This is a genomic window from Pantoea sp. CFCC18177, from assembly GCF_059412425.1.
In genome coordinates this window covers 63,502-80,226 of the sequence record NZ_JBNBPL010000008.1, presented here as the reverse complement: position 1 = coordinate 80,226, position 16,725 = coordinate 63,502, and the positions used below count along the sequence as shown (strand labels likewise).

Genomic DNA, 16,725 nt, shown 5'->3' with positions numbered 1-16,725 from the left:
CACCGACGCTTACTCAATTTTAAACCGTCAGGATAGCGATGTTCTCTGCCTCAAACGCGTTGTAGAAGTCCTTATTCAGCTTCTCTTCGACCACCAGAATGTCTATCTCTTCACAGCTGGCGACAGCAAACCGGGCAATGCCGGGAATTTTTTCAGCAGTCAGACCGACAATGGTCTGGCTGCTCTGTGCGATGGCGGCTCTCTTAAACGCGCAGTCATCAAAATCAAAGCCTGTCAGTCCGGCTTCAGGGCTCATGGCGCATCCCCCGACAAACACCTGGTCAAACAGTATACCCTTCAGTTGCTCAATCGCCGTGTTCCCAACGCAACCGCCACTGCTTTTATGAATGCGACCGCCAAGCATAATCACGTCGATATGGGGAAATTTCAGCATTGCAGCGGCGATATCTGGCGCATTGGTGACCACGGTGAGGGCCAGTGTTTCAGGCAGCGCCTGCGCCATGGCAAGGTTGGTGCTGCCTGAATCAATAAAGATGATGCTGCCGTTCTTGACCAGACTTGCGCACTTCTGCGCGATCATGTCCTTTGTTGAAGTGTTGTGCTCTTTTCGGGTAGCGAAATTCCCGGCATCGGGTAGTTGCAGCACCGCGCCGCCATACACCTTTTTACAGACACCTTCCCTACTCAATTCGTGAAGATCGCGCCTGACTGTATGCTCAGAAACCCCCATTTGCTGAGCGAGTTCGACGCAAACCACGCGGCCCTGGTCGCGTAATATTTGTCGGATCAGATCTTGTCGTTGATTGGGGAAAGCTGCATAATCGAGCACTAAACGCCTCTTGGATATCATGATTGAGCTTAAGTGAGCATAATCGCGCATGGCGGGCAGCCTGTCAATCACTCCTGGGGTGTTTGAAACGCGCGCCAAAAAATTCGATGTTTCAGCTTTCTTGACGAGGATTGAAATGATTCACCCGCCACAAATGATCTCTTCCAGCCGTGCCACTCGGCTGACCTTCTTTATCGCCGGATTTGTCACGGCGACCTGGGCGGTCATCGTGCCCTACGCCCGGGTGAATACCGGCGTCAACGAGGCAACACTGGGTACCTTGTTGTTGTGCCTCGGCCTTGGCGCACTGATCGCCATGCCGGTTACGGGCTCGCTGACAAGCCGCTTCGGATGCCGTCGTGTCATCGTCGCTGCCATCGCGTTAGTCATCGTGAGCACCCCTCTTTTGGCGCTAATGACCGATCCGATTCTGCTTGGGATCACGTTGCTGGTGTTTGGCATTGGCGTGGGTGTCACAGACTGCGCCATGAACATTCAGGCCATCCTGGTTGAAAAAGCCTCCCCGGTGCCGCTGATGTCCGGTTTCCACGGCATGTACAGCTCCGGTGGAATCGCTGGTGCGGGCCTGATGACCCTGCTTTTGGCGCTGGGTATCAACGTGGTTGTCGCGACGCTGCTGATCACGTTAACCGTTATCGTCTTATCCATTCTGAGCTATCCGGGACTTCTTACCTACGCCAACCCGAAGGAGGGGCCTGCTTTTGCCGTGCCCCGTGGCATCGTTTTACTACTCGGGCTGGTCTGTTTTCTGGTCTTTCTTACGGAAGGCACGGTACTGGACTGGAGCGCTGTCTATCTTACTCAGGTCAGAAACATGCCAGAGACGCTGGGTGGCCTTGGATACACCTGTTTTGCCGTGGCAATGACTGTGGCCAGGCTGACAGGTGACCGGCTGATTAGAAATATGGGGCGCTTAACGGTGGTCTTCAGCGGCGCCGTCACGGCTGCTGCCGGACTTGCGTTGGTGACGTTCGTGCCTTCCTGGCACCTGTCACTGCTGGGATACATTTTAGTCGGTGCAGGCTGTGCCAACATTGTTCCGGTGATGTTTTCGGCAGTGGGCCAACAGCGTGTTATGCCGCAGGCTGTGGCGGTGCCAGCGATGACCACCATGGGGTATCTGGGCGTATTAAGCGGTCCGGCGATGATCGGCTATGTCGCCCATTTCAGCTCACTTGCTATCGCTTTTTCACTCATCATGGCGCTGATGCTGTTTGTCGGTGCCATCTCATTCACCCTGAATCTTGGCCAGAATCGTTCGGCGAGGGAAAACGTATGAAAATCGCACATGTGGCTTTATGGACAACTCAGCTCGAGGCACAAAAACAGTTCTGGCGTGACTATTTTGGTGGCATGGCTAACGACCTGTATATCAGCAAAAACCGGCCAGGCTTTCGTTCTTACTTTATCCGTTTGCATGAAGGTCCAACGATTGAGTTAATGAGTCTGGACGGGTTAGAGAAGGGGCCAAACGGGAAAGAACTGACGGGATGGGCGCATATCGCCATCACTGTCGGGTCTCGGCAGCAGGTTGATGATTTGGCCAACTTGGCTGCTGAGCAGCATATTTTAGTCAGCCCGCCTCGTGTCACCGGAGATGGCTATTATGAGGCGGTGATGCGTGATCCGGATGGGAATCTGATTGAGATCGTCAGTTGAATGTCAGAGAAAAATAGATATTTGTACACACTAATAGGAGATCGATGAGGTCTCCCCATTAGTGGGAGAATGATTTGCGGAACCAACTTTTAAGGCTCAGTGATACTTACCCATGCAATCTGGGCACGTGGAAACATCGTAACTGTGGCGCTTTGCCAGATTCATCGCCTGAAAGTCTTTATACACGGAACCCAAGAAAATGCGGTTCTCGCCCTCATTAAGGTGTGAACAACCTTGCAGATGCAGGGTTAATGAACCTGAGCTGTATCGAATCAGATAGCAGTAAAAAGATTTATTCATGACGACTCTCCGTGAAATTAAGCCGGGATACTGGATTGCCTGCTGCTTACGCGTGCAAATCGATCACAGCGGATTATGGGCACCTCAGTTCAATGAGGTGTACCGATCTGATGGTGGGCACATGCCTGACATCAGAACCCCTGGAGAACGTCAAATAAAAAAGAATGACTTATGTTTATTCGCTGTAGTGCTTGATTTTAGAATGCATCTACATCTCGAAGTATAGTTAAGATTGGTAAAAATAGAATTTTATATCATTAACTTGTGAAGTGTGTTGAATTTAATTTACATTAAATGAGAGTGATTTACACTTGAGAAAAAATGTTGTTATATAAATATCTCGTATCATTACCAGTATGTTCTAAGCGAAGGGGATTTTGCCGTCGTTGCGAGTAGTGCAGTCGTTGCCTGCTCTGTTGCAAGGAAGCGTCTCTGTAGCGGTTGAACGCTGCTCAGCAACCGTAAAGGAAGCACGGTGACACTTTTTCTCCCTCTGATTTACCTCTTTGTCGGTTGGTTTGTCGGCAAAACCATTCTGGACTTTAAGTCGTCAGCATCATGGGTTTTAACGCGAGTGGTTATCCCCATTGTCATCATGTTCAATATATCCACGCGCTTCAGCAGCATGAGTACCATCATTATCGCTACGGCAGTTTGTATGCTTGCGATGCTGACAGTATGTCGTTTGATCAGATTCGATCCTGTCAAAAGTCTGTGTTTCAGTTATCTCAACATTGGATGGCTAGGGCTGCCTGTTGCCAGCGCGCTATTTGGTGATGATGCTGCGACCATCATCATTGCTGCTTATGTCGGTAGTTCGATCGTAGGGAATTCAGTCGGGGCAGGCATGTTGTCTGGGGAGAGGTTTAATCTGGTCAAATTGATACAAACCCCGCCTGTACTGGCGCTGATTGCCGGTGCTGCACTTATCCCTTTTAGTCAGGAAGTCACCCGCTGGTTTACCGGTTTGTATGATATCGCGAAATTTTTGATGAGTTTTCTGGGCATGGCCGTGATGGGTATTTGGTTGTCGAAGATAAAATTATCACTGAATGACCTGTGGCTGGAGATTAAACCGTTTCTGATCAAATCCACCGTGATGGCCATTCTGATGACGCTATTACTCGGTCTCGCAAACCTGGTGCATTTCAGGTTAATCACGGACAATCCGGCGACAATGTATCTGTTTTGCCTGCTGCCGCCTGCGGCGAATATTATTGTGCTGGAGACGCACTATCTCGGCACCGGCGAATCGGCGAGAACGATTAGCTGCGGAACGTGTATCAGCATCATCGCGTTATGTCTGTATGCGGGTCTGTTTATGTTGAACAAGTAGTGGAGTGGGGCGCTTTAAAGGCTGTTACTGCTCTATATTAAAACCTCACGCTTGCATTTAGTTACAACACACTAATTTGTTCTCCAACATTCTTGCCAGATCCCGAGCGTTTTGTGGAACCTTTCATAATCAATCGGGCTTAAAGACAGCTAATTTTTCTTGATTAGCGTTCTTTACCGGCCGTAGGCCGGTATGAAGTTAATATAAAGCCAATGTATGATGTAACTAAATGGTGCCCCCGCAGGATTCTTATTGGCTCACTGGAAGCGGTGACTACGCATACACATCCAGTGACTCCGATCACACTTTCAAATTCACGCCTATACTTATTTCTTTGTTTTCACGGCAGATGTCGTGTTTATTTGGCAAATCAGGGAATATGTAATGCAAGACACTTCACAAGACACACCGGATCGTAGTGATTCGCTCAATCTCACGGTAAAACAACGTCTGTTCTTTGTCGTGCTGGTGGCCACCATGGGAGCGCTGGCCTTTGGTTATGATACCGGCATTATCTCAGGCTCATTGCCGTATATGACCCTCCCACGCGATCAAGGGGGGTTGGACCTCACACCTTTCACCGAAGGTCTTATCACCTCCTCGCTCACTTTCGGCTCTGCCATCGGAGCATTTATTAGTGGCTATGTTTCCGATCGCTTTGGTCGTCGGATTACGCTGCGAAGTCTGGCGCTGATATTTGTCGCCGGTGCCTTGGGTACCACCATTGCACCCAATATTGAAGTGATGGTGGTGATGCGTTTCATTCTGGGTATAGCGGTTGGCGGCGGTTCATCAACGGTACCAGTGTTTATCGCTGAAATAGCCGGGCCTAAACAGCGTGCACCTTTGGTGAGTCGCAATGAGTTAATGATCGTCTCAGGCCAACTGCTCGCCTATATCGTCAGTGCTTCGATGAGTTTACTTTTGCATGATCCGCAGATGTGGCGCTATATGCTGGCTCTGGCAATGATCCCTGGCGCGCTGTTATTTGTCGGCACCTTCTTTGTTCCTGCATCACCACACTGGATGGTGGCGGAAGGGCGATTTGATGAAGCATTACGCATTTTGCGAACTCTGCGCGAACATCCCCGTGAAGTGAAGAAAGAGATGACAGAGATGCGGCAGGCCGCTCGTGAAGCGCGCAAAGGACCGCCAGCTCGTGAGCTGCTGCAGCAGAAATGGGTGATGCGTTTATTGATGGTCGGTTCCGCAATGGGGCTGGTGATTCAGTTTACCGGCGTGAATGCCTTTATGTATTACACGCCCATAATCCTGAAAAGTACCGGATTGGGTACAAGTGCAGCTATCGCTGCCACCATCGGCAACGGCGTGGTTTCGGTAGTGGCCACTTTCGCCGGCATTAAAGCCATCAGCCATTTCGGGCGTCGCCCAATGTTGATGACGGGTTTATCGGTGGTTATTGCGATGCAGCTGGCTTTAGGCGCAACATTATTATTTATGCCGCAAAGCATGACGCAAAGCTTGCTGGCTCTCGCCTGTATTCTGGTGTTTCTGTTCTTTATGCAGATGTGCATCTCACCGGTCTACTGGCTATTAATGTCGGAACTGTTCCCGATGAAAGTGCGAGGTGTGCTCACGGGTTCCGCAGTTTCATTTCAGTGGATTTGCAATGCAATCGTGGCATTCGCATTTCCCCCCTTGCTCTCGGTAGTTGGTAACAGTGCTTTCTTTATCTTTGCCGCAATCAATGTTGCTTCTTTAGTATTTGTCTTCACCATGTTACCGGAGACGCGTGGAAAATCACTTGAACAGATTGAAAGTGATATGCGCCAACATTTTGGCGAGGAGAATAATGAGTCTGTTCAAACGGCGAACCCCTAAAAGCTCATTTTTGACTAATACAACACATCATTATCAACAAGGGTGATATTTCATCTATTGACTATCACGGTCCTCTATAGCGGGGATCGTATTAATCTTGATATCTTTGGCGTGACATGAGGGAGAGTGGATTTTTGCAGCAGGAATAAAAAGTGGGCGTTATGCCCACTCTTTGGATTAATCATGGCGGGTAATGATATTTAAATCAGGAAATCTTCCAGTGATTTACCACCATCAATGGCAGATTTGATCACTGCCGGCGTACGCCCTTGTCCGGTCCAGTGCTTTTCCTGACCATCCTCAACATACTTATACTTCGCCGGGCGAGGTGCGCGTTTCGCACGTGTTTTGCCGGTTGGCGTTAGTGCGCTCAGTAACTCGTTAGGATCGATGCCGTCTTGCAGCAACAGCTCACGATATTTAGCCAGTTTCTCTTCTTTTTCACGAATGGCTGCTTCGCTGGCACTGCTTTCTTCGCGGCGTTCAGCAACAACCACAGAGAACTTTTCCAGCATTTCTTCCAAATCAGAAAGCGGGATTTCGCGCGCCTGTGCACGCAGAGTGCGAATATTGTTTAACGCCTTAAGTGAATCACTCATGAACATCTCCTGAAAATTTTTGTCGCTGAACGAATAAAGGTTAACAAATGTTGAAATAAAATACGTTTGCCAGAGAGACTATTTATATTGCGTTCTCTTGCGAGGAGTACACCACAACGCACACGAATAATAAAGTCTGAAAAGTGTTAATTTCGGATAGCTATCAAATTTCGAGAAGGTTCTGATATTCGCGTTTATCAATGATGTCCATTAAAAATCCAAACAGCTTACAGTCTGGGTATGTTCTCACTATTCTGTGGCGGGATATTTTAAATTATGAGAGCGCATAAGGAAAATGCTTCCTTAGCTCAAATTCTTATGCTTTTATCATGCCACATTGGTGCAGGGGGAGTGTTGTCAAGTTATCCGTTATAAGGCCGGCTATCCTGAAGTGTATTTACATAAATCAACTCACTCTTCTTTACGTGCCGGCGGCATATGCCACTTATCACGACTCACCACCACAGGATTATCGGGCTGACTGATAAAGTTCGGCGACATAATCTGCACATCAAACTGGTTGAATACGTCCTGAATATTCTCATGCAGCTTGCTTCTGACGCCCGCCAATGAGGCATTCTCCCCAATTCTGACCTGCAACTCGTAAGCAATATACCAGTCCATTAAACTCAACTGCCGCACCTTAAATTCGGCATCCTGCATGACGCCATCAGTGCGGCTGGCGGCCAGTTCCAGCATCGCATGTACCTGACGCCAGGGGGTGTCATAACCAATGGTGACCGAAGTCGTCAGATTCACCCCTGCGCCACGCGAACCACTACTGAGGTTGACGATTTTGCCACTCACCACCACCGCATTTGGCACGGTGACTTCATAGTCTTCCCGCGTCAAAATTTTGGTCGCTAACATGCCGATTTCACTCACCACCCCTTCGTGCTCGGCCAGCCGGATCACGTCCCCTTTACGCAGTGCGCGTGAATAGGTTAGCACCAGGCCGCTCATTGCATGATTCATCACTCCCGCCGATCCGAGCGTCAACATCAGCCCGAAGAAAACGCTAATGCCTTTGAAAGCCAGTGAGTCCGCGCCCGGCAGGAAAGGGTAGGCAGCAGAGAGTGCGAATAACCAAATCGCCACCGCGATAAGTTTACGTGTTACACCCACCGTTTCAGGATGCAGTCCCGGCAGACTCAGGGTGCCGTTTTCCACCTGATGTAACAGCAGATTCAATAGCCGAATAATAAAACCCGTGATGGCAAAAATAACCAGCACCACGGCCAAACCGGGCAGTGCGGAGATAATGATACTGCCCAGCTGTTGGAAGAAGTTGGTGGCGTAATTACCCAAATCCATGCCCCAGATACGCGTCCAGGGGAAAAGACGTAAGATCCAACTCAGCCACCAATAGCAGCCAATCAGAAAAACGCAGGTGATGAACAGCACATAGAGGCGAACTTCAAAGGGGCCGAGCAGAGATCGTAACCGAGCAGGGATGAGGTGTTTTGCTTGCTGGCTACGCATAGCGTAAAAGCGGCGAACACTTCTCAACGATCGCCATAAAACCCAGGCTGCCAAGACCAATAAAAGGGTGGCCACCAGACTTTTAACCAGTGAAAGGAGTAAATAGTGAGGAGAGTATTGCTCGATTAAATCGTGCCGCAAAACTTCAAAACGTTGCTGTACGCGTTGCGCGGCCTGGCTTAACGACAGATCGTCTCCCTCGTCCAAATCCGCCTGGCTCAACAACATAAATGGCTTATTGTTGATGGTAAACAGCACGCCTTGTTGCTGATAACGCGTCAGAGGAACCGTGATCACAGGATGTTGCAGATCCTCTACCGACAGATCACGCAACGTGCTGACAATACGTTGCACGCGCTCTTCAGGAGTCGTCAGACCGAATGTGGCTTGCAGCATCACAACCGGTTGGTTGAGGAGCACCAGAGTACGGGCCTGTTCCTGTTCGGTGGGAGCCTGCCGTGGCTCCGCACTGTAGCCCGGCAAAGGTAAAAACAGCACCAGCAGCAGAAACCGACAGCATCGAAATAGGCTGCACATAAATCTCTCCTGTTGAAAAATTAGGGTGCAGAGGGACACAAATGAGGATCAAATACCTGCTTCCAGTCCTGCTTCATATCCACCACCGCCCAGCCATTTTGCTTAGCCAATATCAGGCCGTTGACCAGTTTTCCGCTGGCCGGGGGATGGCTGTCATAAGCATATTCGCGCGCGGCATCGGTATGGTGCACCAGCAAACCAAAAGTTTTGGCTTTCGGGTTAGTGGTGGTGTATTGCAGCATCGGGACATCCCCGTCGCTGTTACCAAAGGCCGCCACCGGGCGATGCCCCATAAAGAGATGGATCGCGACAGGTTTGGCGGTTTCATCATCCAGAAACGCGCCGTTCATGGTTTTACGCAACTGCGAGCCATCGTCACTGAGGGCAAATTCGGAAAACGAAAACGACCCGACTACCTGCTCCGCTGGAATGCCGTACATTTTCTCTGCCAGCACCCGCATAAAATCAACGCCACCGCCAGAGACAATCCAGGTTTTGAAACCGTTCTTACGCAGATAATCCAATAGCTCTCGCATCGGTAGATAACCCAATTGATCGTAACGGCAGCCAAAACGCGCATGGCGTTGTGTTTCAACCCAATCGCTGACGCGTTGGCTGAATTCATCGGTGGTCATGTTGCTGTGCGTCAGCGTCAAAATCTCGTACAGCCCTTTTTTCCCTTCCTGTTTGATAGCAGCGAGGTCATTATTCAGCACCGCTTTGATCAACGGGTTGTAGTGCCATTCGGGATGTGTCGGTGCCAGTCGCTTGATCTCATCCAGCGCAAACTGCAGCTGGAATGTCAGCGGAGCTTCAGGCCATAAGGTTCCGTCATTATCAAACACCACATAGCGCTGGTTCTCAGGGATAAAGGTTTGACTGCCACTCTGCGTGGCCTGAGTGACCCACTGCTCTATCGCGCGTTTTGCCGGCGTGTCATTCCATGCTGGGAGATCGTCGGCCTGCGCCAGACGCACACAACCCAATAGCGTTAATGCTACAAGCAGCCTGAGTTTCATGGTTTTGTCCTTTCATGAGGAATGAGATCGGGAAGCGGTGTCGCGCGCCACCTCCCTGATACCTGATGGCCAAAAAAGCGTAAACCCCGCCACAGCGGATGGCGTAACAGCCACAGCATCAGCAGCAAAAGTAAAATACCCACCAGCCCGTATACGAGATGCCAGCCGTTGCCACCGGTTGAACCTCGCAGGGTATTCTCATCGCCACCGGCACGGGGCTGAGCAATTTGATAGCTCGCACCGGGCAATTCCTGTTGCTGCCACTGATGATGGGAGGTATCCCACCAACGTAACCGCACCGGCGGCAGCGTCAGTGCGCCCGCATGATCGGTGATATAGCGCAACCGCTCCACTCGCATCACACCCACCACCTCATCACGTCTGGCAGTTAAGGGTTGCGTGACAGGCGGCAGTTTTTGTTCGCTGCGCCCGGCAATCGCGAACAGCAGAGGAGGGATTTGCGCCGCAATCACATCCTTCGCCTGTAACCTGACTTCACGTTCAATCACATCCCCGACATGCAACTGGTTATCCTCTGCGGCACGATAGATCGTCCATTTTTGATCCAACTGCAGCGCGCTGGCAGGCAGAAAACGGTCCGGCTGCTGCACGCCTGCTGGCCATGCCACCGCTTTAACTAACTCAGGCAAATGAACGGTATGCGGGGGCTGTCCCGCAGCCTGTAAGGTGATATCCATGGCGGGAAAACGCAGCGTGCCATCCCCCCATGCCATCACTTCACGCTGCATGCGTATCCCACTCCAGTTCACACCCTCCTGATTGCGCGAGACCAGCTCATTCGGCACTTCCCGGGTCAGCAGCATGCCCTGTTCGATCGGCATATCCGGCCATTCTGGCGGTGGGTTGAACCAACTGTCAGTCCAGAAGGTCACGACAATCCGCGCTGGTTGTCCCGGCACCATCTGCTCTGGCGTGACAAGGTCACGTGTCAGGGTGATCTCTGCACGACAACAGAACGCAAACAGACTCAGCAACAGCAGCCAGCGCCTCATGGTGCCTCCGCAGGCGGTGAGTGGTAGAGATTTTCCAATAGCCCACCGGGCGACAAACTGAGATTGTCATACCACTGGTTGACTTGCGGTGCCGCTTTATCCAGCGGCTGCATATCCTTCTGATTCACGCCCTGATTCTTTTTCAGATCCTGTTTGATCTCATCGGGACTTTCGTCGGCCTCTTTTCTCTGTTCATCCTGCCGTTCACGCTCTTTTTGCTGCAGTTGCATCACAATATCCGCCACTTTGGCGCGGTTTTGCTGCGCCATCGCCCAGTCAGGACGCAGGCTCAGCGCTTCGTCATACCTATTGAGTGCCTGCTGCCACTGCTTCTGCTGGGCATAACAGTTGCCCAGCCACAACAGCGATTCCGCAGTGGCGGGCGCGTCACGAAAAGCCGCCGTCGCTGCAACAAAGTCCCGCGCATAGTAGAGTGCGATACCCCGGCGTACGGGATCGTCAAAATGTTCAGCGGCCTGAGAGTAGTCACCGCGATCAAATGCCAGCTGTCCCTGTTTATCCGGACTGATCCAGGCATCCAGCCAGGCGGCATGGCTTACCGGGGCGTAGAACGTCAGAGGGAGAAGCAGCAATGCCAGACACAACAGTTGCTGTCGCCATAACAGCAGCATCAGGAGCAGCGGGGCCACCAGCAGATAGCCGCTGTCTTTCCAGTGCAAATCCTGGCGCGCCTGCTGTTGCGCTGTGACGTCCTGCTGAATATGAGAAACGAGGGTCTTGAGATCCCGATCGTCGTTGCCAGCCAGGGTGACCGGCACGCCGTTATCCCGCAGCTGGCTGAACCGTGCGACATTCAATCGGGTATCGATGCCACTTGCCGCCAGCTCATCGGGCAGTCTGCCGCCATGTGCGGTGCCCGGTACCCAGACCTGAATTGGCAGCGTCTGCTTTGCCAGCCAGGCGGCATCCGCGGCGCTGAGGTTATCCGCCACCAGAATCAGACTCCGGGGCTGATCCGCCGCCGACGGCAAATTCTGCTGCGCCAGTCTGATGGCGGCCTGCAGGCCCGAACCGGCATCGTCGGGTAACTGAGTCGGTTGTTGTGCGTTAAGAAATAGCGAGAAGAAATCCTGATCGTCGGTGAGGGGCGTAGTGAGAAATGCCGCGCCACGGTACACCACCAGCCCGGCCCGCGTGCCCGGCAACTGCGCCAGCAAAGACGTGATTTTGTGTTGCATGCGCTGATGACGGCTGGGCGGCAGATCGCTGGCCAGCATGCTGAGATCCTGCTGCAAAATAAACATCACGTTGGTTTGCGGTGTCAGCGCGGCGGGCTGTTCCTTCTGCCAACTGGGGGCAGCCAGCGCAATCACGCCCAGGGCGAACATCCACGGCAGCATGGTTCGCCATGGTGAGCGTTGCTGTTTGATCAGCGCCTGCGCAAAAGCGCGATCCATGATCTGCGTCCAGGCACTGCGTGTCCCACGGTTCAGCAGGAACAGCAGCGGTGTTAACACCAGTGCCAACAGACGCCAGGGATAGAGGAAATGGAAGTCGCTCATCGATGCAAGCCCCGCACATGTCGTATCACGCTGATGGCCAGCAACACCAGTAATGCCAACGTCAACGGCCAGGCATAAAGGGGACGATGCCAGGAGAATCCGGTGCTTTTCACCTGCGCGGGCGTCATGGCATCAATTTGCTGCCAGACACTTTGCAACGCGTCACCGCCAGAGGATGCCGTCCACGCCTTGCCACCGGTTTGCCGGGCGATGTCTTTCAGCAAGGCAACATCTACTTTGTCATCACCGGTGCTGTTCAGATTGCCAAAGGCGATGGTGTGAACCTCAACGTGATGGGCGGCTGCCAGTTGCGTGGCCAGTTTGGGGGAGAGCTGTGAAGCAGTATCGTTGCCATCGGTCAGCAAAATCGCCATCTTGCTGGCTTCGTTGTCGCCGCTGCTGTCCAGCAGTTTCACCGCCACGCCCAGCGCATCGCCAATCGCCGTTTGCTGGCCGATCATCCCCGGCGCAAGCTGGTTAATGCGCGCCTGCAGCGCCTGTTTATCCTCACTCAATGGAGCAAACGGCCAGGCGTTACTGGCAAAGATCACCAGCCCAATACGGTCGGTTTTACGCTGGGCAATAAACTCACGCACGGATCGCTGTACCGCCTGCAGGCGGCTGAGCCCTTGCTGCGCATCGTTGGTCTCCATCGAACCTGACACATCCAGCACCAGCACCATATTGCGCATCGGCTTGATAATTTGCTGGGGTGGCATGAGATACTCCGGGCGGGCCATGGCACACACCAATAACAGCCACACACACCCGAAACCGAGCGATTGCCAGACAGAAGGGCGCGGCACCGTCTGCTCCAGTTGCAGGCCTTGCATCAACTCAGGCAGAAAAGGGACACGTACCTGCTCATGCACCTGCTGCTCGTGAGGCAGCAAAAATCGCATCGCCAGCGGCACCAGTAACAGAAACCAGGCCCAGGGCCAGGCAAAATCGATGCGACTCATCCATTCAGACATCTGGCAATCCCTCCAGCCAGGCGGTCAACTGCCGCGATAGCCGCTGATTCAGCGCAACCTCTAACAGATTGTCAGGCTGGCAATAACGCTGGCATAGGATCTGACTCAGCTCTTCATCCAGCGGCATACCGGCCAGCAAGGTTGCAGGACGGAGGACCGCGCTGATGTGCGATCGCGGCTGATGCACCAGCTGAATACGCTTAATGAGCGCTATCCAGTCATCGGCGCGCTGCGTGTCAGCCAGTAACGCTCTGGCTTCGCGACGCCAGCGATTACGCTGCCAGCGCGCCAGACGCAACAGGGCATACGCCAGGCCAGCCAGCACCACGACAAGTGCCAGTCCATACCAGCCCACGGGCAGCGGTAGCCAGGAAACCGCGCCAGGTAACGCGGGGTGCTGTAAGTCCGGCACGTTAAATCCTTTTGCCAGCATCACATCCCCCTTTGCAGCTGCGACAGCAGGTCTTCGCTCACCACAATCTGATTCACCCGTACGCCGATACGTGACAGGCGCTGTTTCTGATCGGCTAACCGTGCAATCACGCTCTGGCTGATACGATCACGCAGACCGGCATGTAAATTGAGGGTGGTTTGCTGTGCCTGATAGTGAGCGGAAAGTTGGCCATGGGCAGGTAAACGCAGATGCAGATCATCCAGCGTGACAAAGGCGCTGATTTCGCAGCGCCGCTTTAAGTCCGCCAGCAGCGCGATCGCTCGCTTATCGAGGTCGTGAAAGTCACTGATGATCGCCAGCCAACTGCCAGACGGTACGCGTTGCACCATGCGTTGCAGCATCTCCGTCAGTGACAGTTCACCGGGCAGATCTTCGCGATAACGACGCGGCAGGTCCTGATTAAAGCGGGCTAACTGCTCCACCAAGGGCGCTAAGCTGTTCTTGGGTGAGCGGCAGGGCAGCAACGTGAAATCATCATTGGTAAAGATCAGACTCCCCAGCCGATCGCCATCATGCCAGCAGCGCCAGGCAATCAGGGCGGCGATACGCGCAGCGGCAACCGATTTGGTTTGCCCGCGGGTGGCAAAGTACATATCCAGACGCTGATCGATGACGATAAATACCGGCCTTTCGCGCTCTTCGTTGTACATACGGATCCAGGGCGAACGCAACCTCGCGGTGGCCTGCCAGTCGATCAAGCGCACATCATCGCCCGGTTGATAGCGACGCAAACTGTCAAAATTGAGGCCGCGTCCCTGTTGCTTCGAGGTCCGTTCTCCGGCCAGTGCGCCTGGCGGTATCTGTCCCGGCGGATTACTCAGCGCATGCGACTCCGCAGCCAGCGCCATCAGGGCAGCCCGGTCGATGGTTAAGGCATTGGACATTACGCCACCACCGCATCAAGCAGCATGTTCACCACATCGTCGGCCTGGCAGTTATCCCCGTGCGCCTGATAGCTCAGCATCAAGCGATGGCGCATCACCGCCGGGGCAATGCGCTGCACATCTTCCGGCAGCACCGCATCACGACCTTCCAGCCACGCCTGTGCGCGCGCACAGCGATCGAGCGCCAGCGTGCCACGGGGGCTGACGCCCAACGAAATGTAGCTGGCAAAGGTCTCGTTGAGCCGATCGGGATAGCGGGTCATCTCCACCAGGTTGACGATGTAGTGCTCAATGGTTTCAGCGACATACAGGGTGGAAATACCCTGCCAGCACTGAGCAATCTCCGCTTGCGTCAGCAGCAGTTCATTACCCTTTTCCATGGATGCCGTGGCGGATGATGGCTGATATTTTGCCTGCTGCTCGGCGCGAACCAGTTGCATCACCTGTTGCTCATCGGCTTTTGAGGGGTAGTGCACCAGCACTTTCATCAGGAAGCGATCCAGCTGCGCTTCTGGCAACGGCCAGGTTCCTTCCTGGTCAACCGGGTTCTGCGTCGCCAGCACCATAAACACCCCTTGCAGCGGCCAGGTTTTCCCCGCCACCGTCACGTGGCGCTCCTCCATCGCCTCAAGCAGAGCCGACTGCACGCGCGCGGACGCACGGTTAATCTCATCTGCGAGGATCAGATTGCCAAACACCGGGCCCGGCCGGAAGTGGAACTGACCCTCTTCACGGGTGGCGTTTTGTTGATAGATTTCACTGCCGGTAATATCCGAGGGCAGTAAATCCGGAGTGAACTGAATGCGCTTGTAGTCGCCCTCTATGTGCCGCGCCAGCTCGCGTACCGCGCGGGTTTTTGCCAGACCGGGCAACCCCTCCAGCAGCACATGGCCATCGCACAGCAACGCGATGATCAACATCCGCACCAGTTCCTGCTGTCCCAGCACTTGCAGGTTCATCTGCGCTTCAAGCGCGAGGATTTTTTGCCGAATCTCCATCAGGCATGCTCCACCGGTTGTTGTTGCAGCAGCGTGGCGATGCCGACCAGAATCGGTTGTGCATAATCAAAAAACGCTTTGATGCCGGGGCAGAGATAGTTCAGGCCTAACTCACCTTCCTCACTGCGCACCAGACGATTTTTCGGGCATTCGCCGTAACATAATTTGAGATACGGGCAGCGTTTGCAGGCACCTGGCAGCGTGTTGCGTTTGCCCATACCGAAGGCTTTTTGACGCTCAGAGAAGGCGAGGTGGGCCAGCTTGGTGTTATGGATATTGCCGAGCTGGTATTCGGGGTAAACGTAGTGATCGCAGGAGAAGATGTCGCCATTCTTCTCGATAGCCAATCCCTTGCCGCAGAATTCAGAGGTGACGCAAATCTGTGCCGGCATGCCCATGGTTTGCGCTACCGCGGTCTCAAACAGATTGACCTGCACGCGCCCCAAATCGTTGTTCACCCACTCCTCGAATACCGCGATTAAAAAGCGGCCCCAGTCTTCCGGGTCCACCGACCAGTCCGTGACAATCGAATCGAGATCGCCCGGTTTAGCCCGACGCGTACCGGTAATCGGGATGCTGTCATCACGCCAGAATTGCGGCGCAGTCTGTTTGAAATCCACCGCTTCCACGCAAGGGTTGAACTGGATGTAAGTCGCGCCGAGTTCTCGGGTTAAAAAACGATAGACCTCCAGCGGGAACCTTGCATTGGTGCGGTTGACTGTCACCAGCGCATTAAACGGCACCTGATGGCGTTTCAACGCAGCCACCCCTTCCATGACTTTGTCAAAAGTCGGTTTACCGCTGCGCGTCAGACGGTACCGGTCGTGCAGTTCTGCCGGGCCATCAATCGATAAGCCCACCAGAAATCGATGCTGTTTGAGGAATTTCGCCCAGTTGTCATTGATCAGAATACCGTTGGTCTGCAGATCGTTTTCGATGCGCTGACCCGGCTTTTGGTATTTCTTCTGCAGGGCGACCACTTTTTCGAAATATTCCAGACCCATCAACGTGGGTTCGCCGCCTTGCCAGGAGAACACCACTTGCTCACCATCCTGGCTGTCGATGTACTGGCGAACAAACGCCTCCAAGACCTCATCGGACATGCCGGGCTTGTCCTGATGTAACAAATTCTCTTTGTGCAGATAAAAACAGTAAGTGCAGTCAATGTTGCAGCGTGAGCCCGTGGGCTTGGCCATCACGTGAAAGCGACGGGTATAGGCTGGCCCTTTGCCACTGTACTTCTCCGCCGTAGGCAGTGCCTTGATGGGCAGCGTGGTGCTGTATTTCATCATCG

The 16,725-nt window shown here is 53.3% G+C and carries 16 protein-coding genes; 4 read left to right on the top strand and 12 right to left on the bottom strand.

The window, feature by feature from the left end; translation table 11 throughout:
- Nucleotides 1-19: 19 nt before the first annotated feature.
- The gene (locus ACPUC8_RS10420; RefSeq protein WP_494926312.1) at nt 20-790 is read right to left on the bottom strand and encodes a DeoR/GlpR family DNA-binding transcription regulator; all 771 of its coding nucleotides are present in this window, start codon (nt 788-790) and stop codon (nt 20-22) included.
- Nucleotides 791-926: 136 nt separating this feature from the next.
- Between ACPUC8_RS10420 and ACPUC8_RS10415 the strand changes: the two genes are divergently transcribed.
- Together ACPUC8_RS10415 and ACPUC8_RS10410 are read left to right on the top strand one after the other, a co-directional pair.
- Nucleotides 927-2,090, top strand: a complete 1,164-nt coding sequence (locus ACPUC8_RS10415; RefSeq protein ID WP_494926183.1) for an MFS transporter — start codon at nt 927-929, stop codon at nt 2,088-2,090.
- The gene (locus ACPUC8_RS10410; RefSeq protein ID WP_494926182.1) at nt 2,087-2,470 is read left to right on the top strand and encodes a VOC family protein; all 384 of its coding nucleotides are present in this window, start codon (nt 2,087-2,089) and stop codon (nt 2,468-2,470) included. The genes ACPUC8_RS10415 and ACPUC8_RS10410 overlap by 4 nt, the downstream gene beginning before the upstream one ends.
- A 96-nt stretch (nt 2,471-2,566) precedes the next feature.
- On the opposite strand, the gene ACPUC8_RS10405 is transcribed toward ACPUC8_RS10410, so the two are convergent.
- A complete protein-coding gene (locus ACPUC8_RS10405; RefSeq protein WP_039337017.1) occupies nt 2,567-2,770 on the bottom strand; it encodes a hypothetical protein in 204 nt (67 codons plus the stop codon).
- Nucleotides 2,771-3,395: 625 nt separating this feature from the next.
- Between ACPUC8_RS10405 and ACPUC8_RS10400 the strand changes: the two genes are divergently transcribed.
- Together ACPUC8_RS10400 and ACPUC8_RS10395 are read left to right on the top strand one after the other, a co-directional pair.
- Nucleotides 3,396-4,106 (top strand): AEC family transporter, encoded by a 711-nt coding sequence (locus ACPUC8_RS10400; protein WP_494926181.1) that lies wholly within the window; start codon nt 3,396-3,398, stop codon nt 4,104-4,106.
- A 384-nt stretch (nt 4,107-4,490) separates the two neighbouring features.
- On the top strand, nt 4,491-5,948 hold the full coding sequence (locus ACPUC8_RS10395; RefSeq protein WP_494926180.1) for a sugar porter family MFS transporter: 1,458 nt from the start codon (nt 4,491-4,493) through the stop codon (nt 5,946-5,948).
- A 200-nt stretch (nt 5,949-6,148) separates the two neighbouring features.
- Here the strand turns inward: ACPUC8_RS10395 and ACPUC8_RS10390 are convergent, their stop codons facing one another.
- The 10 genes from ACPUC8_RS10390 to ACPUC8_RS10345 all read right to left on the bottom strand — a co-directional run bounded on the left by ACPUC8_RS10390 (nt 6,149) and on the right by ACPUC8_RS10345 (nt 16,720).
- A complete protein-coding gene (locus ACPUC8_RS10390) occupies nt 6,149-6,547 on the bottom strand; it encodes an H-NS family histone-like protein (protein ID WP_494926179.1) in 399 nt (132 codons plus the stop codon).
- A 411-nt stretch (nt 6,548-6,958) separates the two neighbouring features.
- A complete protein-coding gene (locus tag ACPUC8_RS10385; RefSeq protein ID WP_494926178.1) occupies nt 6,959-8,566 on the bottom strand; it encodes a mechanosensitive ion channel family protein in 1,608 nt (535 codons plus the stop codon).
- A 20-nt stretch (nt 8,567-8,586) separates the two neighbouring features.
- Complete coding sequence (locus ACPUC8_RS10380) at nt 8,587-9,585, bottom strand: HAD family hydrolase (protein ID WP_494926177.1); 999 nt, start codon at nt 9,583-9,585, stop codon at nt 8,587-8,589.
- Complete coding sequence (locus ACPUC8_RS10375) at nt 9,582-10,598, bottom strand: oxygen tolerance domain protein (RefSeq protein ID WP_494926176.1); 1,017 nt, start codon at nt 10,596-10,598, stop codon at nt 9,582-9,584. The genes ACPUC8_RS10380 and ACPUC8_RS10375 overlap by 4 nt, the downstream gene beginning before the upstream one ends.
- On the bottom strand, nt 10,595-12,121 hold the full coding sequence (locus tag ACPUC8_RS10370) for a VWA domain-containing protein (RefSeq protein WP_494926175.1): 1,527 nt from the start codon (nt 12,119-12,121) through the stop codon (nt 10,595-10,597). The genes ACPUC8_RS10375 and ACPUC8_RS10370 overlap by 4 nt, the downstream gene beginning before the upstream one ends.
- Nucleotides 12,118-13,095, bottom strand: a complete 978-nt coding sequence (locus ACPUC8_RS10365) for a VWA domain-containing protein (protein ID WP_494926174.1) — start codon at nt 13,093-13,095, stop codon at nt 12,118-12,120. The genes ACPUC8_RS10370 and ACPUC8_RS10365 overlap by 4 nt, the downstream gene beginning before the upstream one ends.
- Complete coding sequence (locus ACPUC8_RS10360) at nt 13,088-13,528, bottom strand: DUF4381 domain-containing protein (RefSeq protein ID WP_494926173.1); 441 nt, start codon at nt 13,526-13,528, stop codon at nt 13,088-13,090. Before ACPUC8_RS10360 ends, ACPUC8_RS10365 begins: the two co-directional genes overlap by 8 nt.
- A complete protein-coding gene (locus ACPUC8_RS10355) occupies nt 13,528-14,433 on the bottom strand; it encodes a DUF58 domain-containing protein (RefSeq protein WP_494926172.1) in 906 nt (301 codons plus the stop codon). The genes ACPUC8_RS10360 and ACPUC8_RS10355 overlap by 1 nt, the downstream gene beginning before the upstream one ends.
- Nucleotides 14,433-15,431 carry an AAA family ATPase gene (locus ACPUC8_RS10350; RefSeq protein WP_494926171.1) on the bottom strand — a complete coding sequence of 333 codons (999 nt, stop codon included), beginning with the start codon at nt 15,429-15,431 and terminating at the stop codon, nt 14,433-14,435. Before ACPUC8_RS10350 ends, ACPUC8_RS10355 begins: the two co-directional genes overlap by 1 nt.
- Entirely contained in the window at nt 15,431-16,720 is a 1,290-nt protein-coding gene (locus ACPUC8_RS10345; RefSeq protein ID WP_494926170.1) for an anaerobic sulfatase maturase, read from the bottom strand. The genes ACPUC8_RS10350 and ACPUC8_RS10345 overlap by 1 nt, the downstream gene beginning before the upstream one ends.
- Between the last annotated feature and the right edge of the window lie 5 nt (nt 16,721-16,725).